The 12,190-nt window shown below is 68.3% G+C and carries 12 protein-coding genes; 7 read left to right on the top strand and 5 right to left on the bottom strand.

The features are described from left to right. Positions 1–31 precede the first annotated feature (31 nt). On the bottom strand, positions 32–754 hold the full coding sequence (flgF, locus tag AB8P05_RS04190; RefSeq protein ID WP_472758925.1) for a flagellar basal-body rod protein FlgF: 723 nt from the start codon (positions 752–754) through the stop codon (positions 32–34). A 530-nt stretch (positions 755–1,284) separates the two neighbouring features. Between flgF and AB8P05_RS04185 the strand changes: the two genes are divergently transcribed. The 4 genes from AB8P05_RS04185 (at position 1,285) to AB8P05_RS04170 (ending at position 4,581) form a co-directional block, all read left to right on the top strand. Next, positions 1,285–1,836 carry a flagellar basal body-associated FliL family protein gene (locus AB8P05_RS04185; protein ID WP_455172033.1) on the top strand — a complete coding sequence of 184 codons (552 nt, stop codon included), beginning with the start codon at positions 1,285–1,287 and terminating at the stop codon, positions 1,834–1,836. Between the two features lie 28 nt (positions 1,837–1,864). Next, complete coding sequence (gene fliM / locus AB8P05_RS04180; protein WP_085089732.1) at positions 1,865–2,938, top strand: flagellar motor switch protein FliM; 1,074 nt, start codon at positions 1,865–1,867, stop codon at positions 2,936–2,938. After that, positions 2,935–3,567 carry a DUF6468 domain-containing protein gene (locus AB8P05_RS04175; protein ID WP_472758924.1) on the top strand — a complete coding sequence of 211 codons (633 nt, stop codon included), beginning with the start codon at positions 2,935–2,937 and terminating at the stop codon, positions 3,565–3,567. The genes fliM and AB8P05_RS04175 overlap by 4 nt, the downstream gene beginning before the upstream one ends. A gap of 429 nt (positions 3,568–3,996) precedes the next feature. Then, positions 3,997–4,581, top strand: a complete 585-nt coding sequence (locus AB8P05_RS04170; protein WP_472758923.1) for a MotE family protein — start codon at positions 3,997–3,999, stop codon at positions 4,579–4,581. A 227-nt stretch (positions 4,582–4,808) separates the two neighbouring features. Here the strand turns inward: AB8P05_RS04170 and parC are convergent, their stop codons facing one another. After that, positions 4,809–7,034 carry a DNA topoisomerase IV subunit A gene (gene parC / locus AB8P05_RS04165; protein ID WP_472758922.1) on the bottom strand — a complete coding sequence of 742 codons (2,226 nt, stop codon included), beginning with the start codon at positions 7,032–7,034 and terminating at the stop codon, positions 4,809–4,811. A gap of 21 nt (positions 7,035–7,055) precedes the next feature. After that, positions 7,056–7,778: a DNA repair protein RecO gene (recO, locus tag AB8P05_RS04160; RefSeq protein WP_472758921.1), complete on the bottom strand. Its 723-nt coding sequence runs from the start codon at positions 7,776–7,778 to the stop codon at positions 7,056–7,058. Positions 7,779–7,973: 195 nt separating this feature from the next. On the opposite strand from recO, the gene AB8P05_RS04155 reads away from it, so the two are divergent. The 3 genes from AB8P05_RS04155 to AB8P05_RS04145 are packed head-to-tail and all read left to right on the top strand — an operon-like array spanning position 7,974 to position 10,519. Continuing rightward, positions 7,974–8,507 (top strand): PAS domain-containing protein, encoded by a 534-nt coding sequence (locus AB8P05_RS04155; RefSeq protein ID WP_472758920.1) that lies wholly within the window; start codon positions 7,974–7,976, stop codon positions 8,505–8,507. Further along, positions 8,494–10,101 carry a putative bifunctional diguanylate cyclase/phosphodiesterase gene (locus tag AB8P05_RS04150; protein WP_472758919.1) on the top strand — a complete coding sequence of 536 codons (1,608 nt, stop codon included), beginning with the start codon at positions 8,494–8,496 and terminating at the stop codon, positions 10,099–10,101. The genes AB8P05_RS04155 and AB8P05_RS04150 overlap by 14 nt, the downstream gene beginning before the upstream one ends. A gap of 34 nt (positions 10,102–10,135) precedes the next feature. Further along, positions 10,136–10,519 (top strand): hypothetical protein, encoded by a 384-nt coding sequence (locus AB8P05_RS04145; RefSeq protein ID WP_109096859.1) that lies wholly within the window; start codon positions 10,136–10,138, stop codon positions 10,517–10,519. A 116-nt stretch (positions 10,520–10,635) separates the two neighbouring features. On the opposite strand, the gene AB8P05_RS04140 is transcribed toward AB8P05_RS04145, so the two are convergent. Both AB8P05_RS04140 and AB8P05_RS04135 read right to left on the bottom strand, forming a co-directional pair. Further along, positions 10,636–11,418 carry an SGNH/GDSL hydrolase family protein gene (locus tag AB8P05_RS04140; RefSeq protein WP_472758918.1) on the bottom strand — a complete coding sequence of 261 codons (783 nt, stop codon included), beginning with the start codon at positions 11,416–11,418 and terminating at the stop codon, positions 10,636–10,638. Next, positions 11,415–12,182, bottom strand: a complete 768-nt coding sequence (locus tag AB8P05_RS04135) for an SGNH/GDSL hydrolase family protein (RefSeq protein ID WP_472758917.1) — start codon at positions 12,180–12,182, stop codon at positions 11,415–11,417. The genes AB8P05_RS04140 and AB8P05_RS04135 overlap by 4 nt, the downstream gene beginning before the upstream one ends. Positions 12,183–12,190 lie beyond the last annotated feature (8 nt).

Here is a 12,190-nt window from a genome sequence, read left to right as displayed (position 1 = left end):
GGTGGTCTTCTCCTCTCGTCGTCGGTCTGGTTCAGACGCTGCGGCCCAGCCGCTGAAGCATCGTGCGGACGCGCTCGTGTTCGGTGTCCATCATCCGCTGTGCGGACATGTATTGGCGCTGGAGTTCGATCATCTGCGTCATCTCGACCACGGGCTTCACGTTCGAACCTTCTAGCAAGCCCTGTGCCACTTTCGTCTCGGCCGGGGCGGGCTCCGGCTGCTCGTCGCTGACGTACAGGCCGCTGCCGACCTCGGTCATCAGCTGCTCGTTCTTGAAGGTGACGATGTTCAGCCGGCCGACCGGGCCCAGTTCGGTGGAGACGGTGCCGTCGCCGCTGACCTTCACGTCGCTGGTGCCGGCCGGGATGGTGATGGGCTGGCCGTTGTTGGCCAGAACCGGCAGGCCGCCGGCATCCACCAGCTGGCGCTGGTCGTTCAGGCGGAAATTGCCGGCGCGGGTGTAGCGGGGGCCGCTGGCGGTATCGACGGTGAAGTAACCCTGGCCGGTCAGCGCCAGATCCAGCGGGTTGCCGGTCTGGGTCATGGCGCCGTTGGACAGGTCGCGCACCACGGCGCGGTCCTGAACGAAGCTGACCTTCTCATGCAGGCCGGGCCGTTCCAGGAACTCCGTGAACAGCATCCGCTGGTTCTTGTAGCCGGTCGTGTTGACGTTCGCGATGTTGTTGGAGGTCACGTCCAGCTGGCGCCGCAGGGCCATCTGGTGCGACAGGGCGACGTAGATCGAGTTTTCCATCTTGCGGCCTCTTCACCTTGCGAACGGATCGGGCGACAGCGTCCGACCGGCGAAAGGGGTATTGCAGGCGCCGTGCCAACTTCGCCGGACCGCTGGAAACCGCTGAATCCGGGCAAGGCGGGGGCGGTCCCGCCGGATGGGGCAGGGGATGCCGGGCAGAATCTGCCGGGACAGGGGCGAAGCTTGCCGGGTATCGCCGGGCAAGACTCTCCCGTTCCCGCCGCGGGGGAGGGGCGGCGGGGTGATGGGCGGCGGCCCGGCCGGCCCAGGGAAGGGCGGCGGGTCGCGGCGGGCGGAATCCGGGCGTGGCCCGGCCGGTCTTGCCGGACGGGCGGCGGACTGCCGGGCAGCCCCAATCAAGAACCGTGCCGAAACGGCCACAACAAGGCGAAACCTGCTCGTCCGGGGTGTCCCATCAGCCACTCGAAAGGAGTTATTAACTATCCCAAAAGTAGCTTTGGCATGGACAGACGGTGGGGCGGGCGGCGGATGCCTGCACCTGTTGCGCACCTCGAACGATCCAGGATGTCATGGCTGCCGAAACCGACGCTGGCGAACTTTCGACCGACGGCCTGCCGCGGAAGAAATTCAGCGGCAAGAAGCTGGTCCTGTTCGTTGTCCTTCCCCTGGTCCTGCTGATCGGCGCCGGTGCCGGGGTGTATTTCTCCGGCCTGCTCGACAGCCTGCTGGGCAAGGAGGAACAGGCCGCCGAGGGCGAGCATGCCGCGGCGGAGGGCGACCACAAGGCGGAGCCGGGCAAGCCCGATCCGCATGCCGCCCCGGTCTTCTACGACCTGCCGGACATGCTGGTGAACCTGAACACCGGCAACAAGCGTCCGGCCTTCCTGAAGATCAAGATCTCCATCCAGCTGTCGAAGCCGGAGGATGTGGGCGCGGTGGAGCATGTGCTGCCGCGCATCATCGACAACTTCCAGGTCTATCTCCGCGAATTGCGGCTGGAGGATCTGCGCGGGTCAGCCGGCATGTACCGGCTGCGCCAGGAACTGCTTCTGCGCATCACCGCCGCCGCCTATCCGGTGAAGGTGAAGGACGTGCTGTTCAAGGAAATGCTGGTCCAGTGAGGGCGCGGTCAGGTGGGGATGTGGGCCGATGAGCGACACCGGTGAACTGAGCGAAGAGGAACGGCTTGCCGCGGAATGGGCGGCGTTGGCCGAGGACAGCGGCGATGTCGGCGACATGGGCGGCGGCGGGTCCACCCGCGTCCTGAACCAGGACGAGATCGACAGCCTGCTGGGCTTCGACCAGGGCGGCGCCGGCGACGGCGACAATTCCGGCATCATGGCGCTGGTCAACTCGGCGCTGGTCAACTACGAACGCCTGCCCATGCTGGAGGTGGTCTTCGACCGCCTCGTCCGCATGATGTCCACGTCCTTGCGCAACTTCACCTCCGACAACGTCGAGGTCAGCCTCGACCAGATTTCCTCCGTGCGTTTCGGCGACTACCTGAACTCCATCCCGCTGCCGGCGATGCTGTCGGTCTTCAAGGCGGAGGAGTGGGACAATTACGGCCTGATGGTCGTCGATTCCGCGCTGATCTATTCCATCGTCGACGTGCTGCTGGGCGGCCGGCGCGGCACGGCGGCGATGCGCATCGAAGGCCGTCCCTACACCACCATCGAACGCAACCTCGTGGAACGCATGGTCCATGTGGTGCTGTCCGACCTGTCGGCCGCCTTCGATCCGCTGTCGCCCGTCACCTTCCGCTTCGACCGGCTGGAGACCAACCCGCGCTTCGCCACCATCGCGCGGCCCGCCAACGCGGCGGTGCTGGTCAAGCTGCGCATCGACATGGAGGATCGCGGCGGCCGGCTGGAGCTGATGATCCCCTATGCGACGCTGGAGCCGGTGCGTGAACTGCTGCTCCAGATGTTCATGGGCGAGAAGTTCGGCCGTGACTCGATCTGGGAAACCCACCTGGCCTCGGAGCTGATGGTGACGGACGTCGATCTGTCCGCCGTGCTCGACGAGGTAACGATGACCCTGCACGACGTGCTGAACTGGCGCGTCGGCACCCGCATCCTGCTGAACGCCACCCCCGACGGCGCCATCGAGCTGCGCTGCGGCGACGTGTCGATGTTCCAGGGGCGGATGGGGCGCAAGGGCGGGCACATCGCCGTCCGCCTGGAAAAGGAACTGCCCAAGCAGGAGGTCATGAGGTTATGAGTCCGCTGATCTCCATCATCATCGACGTCGTGATGGTCGGCCTGCTGGCCGCGACCATCGCCTATGCGATCATCCTGAACCGGCAGATCATCGCGCTGCGCGAGAGCCGCGGCGAGATGGCCGAACTGATCCAGGGCCTGAACGACGCGATGGCGCGGGCGGAGACCGGCGTGCGCACGCTGAAGAAAGCGGCGAGCGATACCGGCGAGGAGCTTCAGCGCACCGTCAACAAGGCGCAGACCCTGCGCGACGAGCTGGAATTCATGATCGAGGCGGCCGACGCGCTGGCCAACCGCCTGGGCAGCGTCGGCGAGCGTGACGGCGGCAGCCGGCGCGAAGGCGGACGTTCGGCGGCGGTGGCTCCGGCGCTGGCCTCGCGCATTCCGGCCAAGGCGCCGCTGGTGGCGCCGCGCCCGGCCCTGCGCAGCCTGCCGGCCGAGGACGACCGCGACCATGACGACCACGCGCCGCCGCCGGCCCGGCTGGACGCGCCGCCGCGTCGCGCCGCCGCCCGCGCCGAACCGCCGGCCGAGCCGCGCGATCCCATCACCCGCGATGGCGAGAGCCTGTCGCGGGCCGAACGCGAACTTCTGCAGGCGATCGAGAATGCCGGTAAGGGGCTCGGATGACCATGCGCAGCAGTGACGGCAAGCCCGCCGCGGCGGGCGGCGAACCCAAAGTCGTGATCCGCCCGGCCGGTGCCGCGCCGACCGGCGTCCGCACCTCTTCCACACTGGCGGCCCAGCAGGTTCAGCAGGCGCAACTGCCGGCGGTCCGCCCCGCGACGGGCAAGGTCCTGGCGAAGAAGGGCAAGGCCAAGGGCAAGGCGCGCAAGCCGGCGACGCCGCGCGTGCCGCTGACCGAGCGTCTGCGGGCACGTCTGCGCGGCTTCCGCTTCCGTCTGCTGCCGCTGACCATCTTCGTCGCGGTGATGATGCTGGGGGTCCGGGTCGGCGACCTGTGGCGCCTCGCCACCCATGACGCCCGTCTGCCGGATTTCCCGGTCAGCCTCGCCCAGGGGCCGCAAAGCTCCCCCGGCGACGCCGCCCGCCCTGACCGTGGCCCAGGCTTCCGCCCAGACCCCGGCCCAGGCGCCCGCCGCCACCACCAAGCCCGCCGGCAAGGAAGCCCCGCCGGCCCCCGGCGGGTCGAGCGGTGCCGCGAATGCCCCGGCCGCCAACGCTCCGGCCGCGGCCGCGCCGCTGGCGCCGCTCGGTCCGATCAACAACCAGGAACTGCTCCAGCATTTCGCCGACCGCCGCGCCGAGATCGAGCGCCGCACCAAGGAGATGGAGCAACGCGAAGCCCTGCTGGCCGCTGCCGAAAAGCGGATCGAGCAGAAGGTGGCGGAGATGGAGAAGACCAAGGCCGACATCCAGAAGCTGATGGCCCAGGGTGACGAGAAGCAGTCGGCCCAGTTGGAAAGCCTGGTGAAGATCTACGAGACGATGAAGCCGAAGGAAGCGGCCCGCATCTTCGAGGAACTCGACATGCCGGTGCTGCTGGGCGTCATCCAGAAGATGAAGGAACAGAAGACAGCGCCGATCCTGGCGGCGATGGATCCGGTCAAGGCCAAGGAAGTCACCTCGGCATTGGTGGAGCGGCGCGTGCCGCTGTCGGCGACGGTGACGGTGCCGAAGTAAGGTTCATTCGGCGAGGTCAGGCCCCCACCCTAACCATCCCCCGCTGGGCGGGGGAGGGGACTAGCGCTTGTTCGGGATGGCGCTTTCAGGAAGAGCGGCGGCAGTCCCTCCCCCGCTCAGCTCTCGCACAAAGCTCCGCTTTGTGCTGACGCGACAGGCGGACCGCAGGTCCGCTGAGAGCGGGGAGGCTAGGTGGGGGTTTAACTTCCCCACCCAATTCACCCACCTCACATGAACCGGTTGTTCTTCGGGAACCCGTTCGGCGGCATCTTGCCCTGGCCGGCGCGGTCGCCCATCCAGCCGGTCAGGTCGGTGACGACGAAATTCCGCTCGCCGTTCTTCCAGCTCAGCCCCTCAGCCAGCGTGAAGGTCTTCACGTCGGCAACGCTGGCGTCCTTGTATTTCTGAAGCTGGACGCCCTTGCCGCGGGTCATCACCGGCACCTGCTCCAGCGGGAAGACCAGCATCTTGCGGTTGTTGCCGATGATGGCGAGGGTGTCGCCGGTCACCGGATGGCAGATGCGGGCGGACTTGCCGTCCTCCAGGTTCAGCACTTGGCGGCCGGCGCGGGTCTGGGCCAGCACCTCGGCTTCCTCGACGCGGAAGCCGCGGCCGTCCTCCGACACCACCAGCAGGGTGCGGCCGGGCTGGTGGCGGAACAGGTCGACGATGTCCACGTCGTTGCCGAGGTCGATCATCAGACGCACCGGCTCGCCGAAACCGCGGCCGCGGGGCAGCTTGTCGACGCCGATGGTGAAGAACTTGCCGTTGCTGGCGAAGACCAGAAGCTTGTCGGTCGTCTCGCACCGCTCGACGAAGCCGCGGGCGTCGCCGTCCTTGTACTTCACGTCCTCCGCTTCCGCGTCGGTCAGGTGGCCGCGCACCGTGCGGATCCAGCCCTTGGCGGAGCAGATGACGGTCACGGGCTCACGCTCCACCAGCGCGTCCAGCGGCACCTCGATCACGGCCGGCGCGTCGGCCACGTCGGTCCGCCGCTTGCCCAGCGCGCCGCCGCCGAACTTCTTCTTGATCTCGGCGACACCCTCGGCGATCCGCTTCCAGCGCAGGGTCTCGTCGCCCAGCAGCTCCAGCAGGCCGTTCTTCTCGGTGGTCAGCGTGTCGTGCTCGCGCCGGATCTCCATCTCCTCCAGCTTGCGCAGGTTGCGCAGCCGCATGTTGAGGATGGCGTCGGCCTGCACGTCGGTCAGGGTGAAGGCGCGGATCAGCTCCTGCTTCGGCTCGTCCTCCTCGCGGATGATGCGGATGACCTCGTCCAGGTTCAGGTACGCGGCGAGATAGCCGCCGAGAACCTCCAGACGGTGGTCGATCTGCTTCAGCCGGTGGTTGGACCGGCGGACCAGCACCTCGTGCCGGTGGTCGAGGAAGGCCTGCAGCACCTCGCGTAGGTTCATCACCCGCGGCACATGGTCCGCACCCAGCACGTTCATGTTCAGCGAGAAGCGGATCTCCAGGTCGGTCGCCTGGAACAGCGAGGCCATCAGCACCTCGGGATCCACGTTCCGGCTCTTCGGCACCAGGACCAGGCGGACATCCTCCGCCGACTCGTCGCGGACATCCTCCAGCAGGATCAGCTTCTTGGCCAGCAGCAGCTCGGCGATCTTCTCGACCAGCCGGGCCTTCTGCACCTGATAGGGCACCTCGGTGACGACGATCTGCCAGGTGCCTTGCCCCAGCTTCTCCACCTCCCAGCGGGCGCGCAGGCGGAAGGCGCCGCGGCCGGTGCGGTAGGCCTCCACCACATTCTCCCGCGACTCGACCAGCACGCCGCCGGTGGGGAAGTCGGGGCCGGGCATGAAGTTGACCAGCGTCTCGATCGAGGCGTCGCGGTGCTTGATGAGGTGGCGCAGCGCGTCGCAGATCTCGCCGACATTGTGCGGCGGGATGTTGGTCGCCATGCCCACCGCGATGCCGCTCGACCCGTTGGCCAGCAGGTTCGGGAAGTTGGAAGGCAGCACCGCCGGCTCGTCGCCGTCGCCGTCGTAGGTCGGGCGGAAATCGACCGCGTCCTCGTCGATGCCTTCCAGCAGGGCCTTGGCGACCTCGGTCAGGCGGGCTTCGGTGTATCGCATCGCCGCGGCGTTATCGCCGTCGATGTTGCCGAAATTGCCCTGGCCGTCGACCAGCGGATAGCGGACGGAGAAGTCCTGCGCCAGCCGCACCAGCGCGTCGTAGACGGAGGTGTCGCCGTGCGGGTGGAATTTGCCGATCACGTCGCCGACGACGCGGGCCGACTTCTTGGGCGGCGTCGTCGGCTCCAGCCGCAGCTGGCTCATGGCGAACAGCAGGCGTCGGTGCACCGGCTTCAGCCCGTCGCGCACGTCGGGCAGCGAGCGGGACATGATGGTGGACAGCGCGTAGCTGAGGTAGCGCTCGCCGAGCGCGTCGGCCAGCGGCTTTTCCAGAATCTCGGAGGCGGGGTTTTGCGGCTTCATGATCGGGTCGGTTTAACAGTTTCAGGCGGAGCGCGCTACCGCGTTCGCGTAACGTTCTCTCAGGCGTTCGCGCGCGGGCGGCAGCGGCCCGTTCAGCACGTGGCGTTCCAGGAAATGCGCGGTCAGCCGCAGCCCGTCGGACACCGAGGCCGGCCCGCCGCCGCCGCGTCCGGCCAGGAAGTCGGGCAGGGGCAGCAGCCGGTCGCGATAGGGCTCTCCCACCGATGCGGTCACCGCGCGGCCGGTGCGCGGGCTGACATAGGCGAGATAGTCGTTAGCCCCTGACACCGCACAGCGGTCGAGGTCGAGGCCGAATCCAAGCTCCGCCAGCAGCCCGACCTCCCACCGCACATAGCTTTCCGCCCAGGCCGGGCTGTCCAGCAAATCGAACAGGGCGAGCAGCCCGTCGAACAGGGCAGGGTGCGCCTCCCGCTCCGGCAAGGCCGCCTCCACCAGCGCGCAGGCGCTGATGAGTGCCGCCAGCGCCTGTGCGTCGTCGAAGAAGTTGGCGGCATAGCCCTTCACCGGCTCCAGCGTGAAATGGCCGAGATGCTCCGGCAACCGGCCGCGCCAGCGGGCATGGACCAGCGTCCCCGGCTCCAGCGTGCCGCGCTGGCGCGCCGACCGGCCGCCCATCACCATGCCGGCATGGCGGCCATGGTCGCGCGTCAGCAGGGTCGCCACGGCGGACCCTTCCCCCTGGGGGCGGGCGGACAGAACGATTCCCTGGTCGGACCAATCCATCGGTGCCGTTCGCGGATGAGGTGGCGAGCTATCCTAATATAGGAAAAAATCTCCACAAGGGAACCGGTCACGAAGAAGGGGACCGCCCGCATTGGGGGCATTCACCGATTCTTCACCAAACCTCCCCTACAATCGTGAGCTAAACGGTGGGAAGCCCCACCAATCGCTGGCCGCCAACGGGTCCGACGAGGGGTTTTGCACACCAACATCGACCGATATCTGCTGGCTGAAAAGGCCGGCTCCGAAGGCGTCTGGGATTGGGACCTGCGTAGCGACACGCTGTATCTCTCCCCGCGCTTCAAGGATTTTCTCGGTCTGCCCCCGGCCGATTCCGGCCGCGAGGCCAACCGGCCGAACGACTGGCTGTCGCTGGTCCACCCTGAGGACATCGACTGGCTGCACGCCTCCTTCGAGGCGCAGATGGTCGGGCTGACGGTTCCCTTCCAGATCGAACACCGCGTCCGCCGCGCCGATGCCGCCGCCGCCACGCCGCAATGGCGCTGGCTGGTCTGCCGCGGCATGGCGGTGATGGACGATGCGGGGATGCCGATCCGGCTGGTCGGGTCCGTCGCCGACATCACCGACCGCAAGCTCGCCGAGCAGCGCCTGCGCCAGAGCGAGGAGCGCTATGCGCTGGCCGCCGCCGGCGCCGCCGACGGTCTGTGGGACTGGCACATCGACAGCGGCGAGATCTACTACTCCCCGCTGGAAGGCGATGCTGGGCTATGAGGATGCCGAGATCGGCGGCACTGTCGACGAGTGGTTCGGGCGCGTCCAGCCCGGCGACCTGGACGGGCTGCGCACCGCGATCAATCTGCACCTGACCGGCGAGCGCCCGCATCTCCAGTATGAATTCCGCATCCGCGACAAGGCCGGCGGGGAGATGTGGATGCTGGTGCGCGGGCTGGCGGTGCGGAACGAGAAGGGCTGCGCCGTCCGCATGGCCGGCTCGATGACCGACATCACCGCGCGCAAGCGGGCCGAGCAGCAGATCCTGTTCGACGCCGTCCACGACGCCATGACCGGGCTGCCGAACCGCACGCTTCTGCTCGACCGCATCGGGCAGGCGCTGGACCGCAACCGCCGGGTCGGCGCCCGGCCCTTCGCCGCGATCATCATCGACCTGGACCGCTTCAAGGCGATCAACGACGCGCTGGGCAGCAGCGCCGGCGACCGCGTGCTGCGCATTGTCGCCAGGCGGCTCGACACCAGCCGCCGCGTCGGCGACACGCTGGCCCGCCTGTCCGCCGACGAGTTCGCCGTGCTGGTGGACGAGCTGGACGATGCCGGCGACGCGCTGGAGGCGGCGGAGCGCATGGCTCGCGCCATCTCCCGCCCCATCACGCTGGAGGAGGGGCGCGGCCTCGTGCTGACCGCCTCCATCGGCGTGGCGCTGAGCCAGACCGGTTACGACCGGGCGGAGGACATGCTGCGCGACGCCAGCCTGTCCATGTACCGCGCCAAAAGCGGCGGGCGGGCGCGCATCGACGTGTTCGACGCCAATCTGCGCCGGCAGGCGATGGCCGCCATGCGGATGGAGGCCGATCTGCGCGCCGCTCTGGAACAGGGGCAGCTCTGCCTGCACTACCAGCCCATCGTCCTGCTGGAGACCGGGGCCATCGCCGGCTTCGAGGCGTTGATGCGCTGGAACCACCCCGACCGCGGGCTGGTCCCGCCGGCGGAGTTCATCCCGCTGGCCGAGGAGACCGGCCTGATCGCGCCGATGGGCCGCTGGGCGCTGGGGGAGGCGGTGCGGCAGCTGGCGCTGTGGCAGGCGCGTTTCCCGCGCACCACGCCGCTGTTCATGAGCGTCAACGTCTCCACCCGGCAGTTCCGCGACGACGATCTGGTCGGGGCGGTGCGCGACCTGCTGGACGCCGTGCCGATCCCGCCGTCCAGCCTGAAGCTGGAGCTGACCGAAAGCCTGCTGATGCAGGATCCGGACGAATGCCGGATGCTGATGCAGAGCATCCGCGACATGGACGTCCGCCTGTCCATCGACGATTTCGGCACCGGCTATTCCTCCCTGGCCTATCTGCACAAGCTGCCGGTGGATGTGCTGAAGATCGACCGCAGCTTCGTCCGTGCGGTCTCGACGGGGGAGGGCAACGCCGCCATCGTCCAGGTCATCGCCGGCCTTGCCACCATTTTGCGGCTGGACGCGGTGGCGGAAGGGGTGGAAACGGCGGACGAAGCGGTGTATCTGCGCGGTCTGTGCAAGTACGCCCAAGGCTATCACTTCGCCCGCCCGGCCCCGCCGGACGCGGTGGAGCGGCTGCTGGCCGCCGAAGACGAGCACATCGCCCTGCCAGCACCGGCTTGAGGCCGCTGCGAGCCGCTGATTTGGAGTTTGCGTGATGTCGGACCGCACCTGCGGTGAATGCACCCTCTGCTGCAAGCTGATGGGGGTGCCGGAGCTGAAGAAGCCTTCGGCCAAATGGTGCGCGTCCTGCGACCAGGGCAAGGGCTGCTCGATCTACGAGGAGCGGCCGCAATCCTGCCGGAACTTCCAGTGCTTCTGGCTGATGGACGAGAATTTCCCCGACGAGTTCCGCCCCGACCGCATCCACGCGCTGGCCGCCTTCAACGACGTGAAGGACAGCTGCGTCCTGCATGTCGACCCCGCCAAGCCGCGCGCCATGGGCAGCCCCGAGGTGCAGGCGCTGACCGACGCCCTGCTGAAGGTTTATTCGAAGGTGTTCTTCCTGTGCGGCAAGGAAAGCGCGATGATGCAGCGGTGATATCCCCTCTCCCCGCTTTCGCGCAAACGAAGTTTGCGCTGTCGCGGCGGGCGGACCAAAGGTCCGCTGAGAGTGGGGGAGGGAGACCTCCCGGAGAGAGGGGCTCTGAGAGCCCCCTACCGCTTCACCCCGCTCTCATGGACGCGCACCGCGTCCTCGATCCCCATCGCCAGCATCCGCGCGACGCAATCGTAACCGCCGTCGTTCTGGTGGACGCCGTCCGGACCGATCAGGTCGGTGACGGCCATGCCGCGCTTTTCCACCAGCGACCGCATCACCTCGAAGCGATGGAACAGGCCGACCCGCTGGTCGGCGGCGATCCCGGCGATGCGCGTCAGCATCGGGGCGACGCCGGTCTTCTCCAGCATCTTCGGGGCGTATTGCAGGTCCATCAGCACCACGTCCACCCCGGCGGCGCGTAGCCGTTCCACCCCCTGGCGGACGGAGCGCTCGCTCAGGTCCTGGTCGCCGTCGCGCAGCACCGTGTTGGCGCCGACCTGCCAGATCACCAGATCGGGCTTGGCGCCCAGGGCGTCGGCGTCGATCCGCTTTTCGGTCTGGTCGTCGGTCTCGCCGTTGACGCCGCGGTTCAGCACGGCAATCTCCGCATTGCGGAACCGTTCGGCCAGATAATGCGACAGGCGGGCCGGATAGGTCTTGTCGGGCGCGCTCGCCCCCGCCCCGGCGGTGGAGGAGGAGCCGATGGCGACGATCCGGATCGGCGCGCCGGTGGCGATGCGCTGGGACAGATGGGGCAGGGGCGCCGAAAGCGCCGCGTCGCCGCGCGGCAGCTGGCACTGCGCCGGGCTGGCGGGATCGGCGGCCAGGGCGGGAATGGAAATGGTGAGGGTGGCGATCAGTGTCAGGGTGCGGGCGGCGCGATGCAGGATGCTGCTCAAGGACTCGTTCCATTGCTTCGGGCGACCGCCGGCGGGGCGATCATCGTGGCGATGCTTTCCGCCAGCAATTGTCCGATGCATTGGTGAACGAAATCATAAGACCTCCGCTTCGCCTCTTCCCCCTCGTCGGTGAAATCGACCCGGCCTTCCTCCACCCAGCGCCGCATGATGTCGTAGCGCGGGAAATGGAAGACGTCGGAGCCCTGGGCCAGCCACGCGATGTAGGACAGGTAGGGGGCGAAGTCGATCAGCTGCGCCGTGTGCATGCTGTACTGCATGTCCATGATGACGATGTCGGCGCCGCGGCGCTGGACCTCGTCGATGCCGGCCTGCAGCGCCGTGCCGAAGCTCTCGGGATCGAGGTTGCGCATGGCGTCGACGGTGCCGGTCTGCCAGACCACCAGCGTCGGGCGCTGGTCGTCGACGGCCTGGGTCAGCGGCGCCACCATGGCGGGGGCGGGCTCGCCGGGCAGGCTCAACACGGTGGTCCGCACGGCGCGGCCGGGCAGGCGGCGCTTCAGCTCCTCCTCCAGCCGGGTGGGGTAGCCGACGATGCCGGGCTTCGACGCCTGCTTGCCGGAATGGACGATCAGGACCGACAGCGGCCGGCCGGCGGCGAACTTCGCGGCGGCCCGCGGCAGCCGCTCACCGGATGCGAGCAGGGAGTCCGGAACGGCACAGGCCGGGTCGATCGCCACGGACGACGCGTGGCCCGGACCTGAAAGGGTGGAAACCGCCAGCACCACGGCCGCGGCCGTCAGCAACCGTCTGA

This window comes from Azospirillum sp. VT-I1 (genome assembly GCF_055698305.1).
Note: the sequence above shows the minus strand (reverse complement) of the source record. Positions and strands in the feature narration are given on the sequence as shown.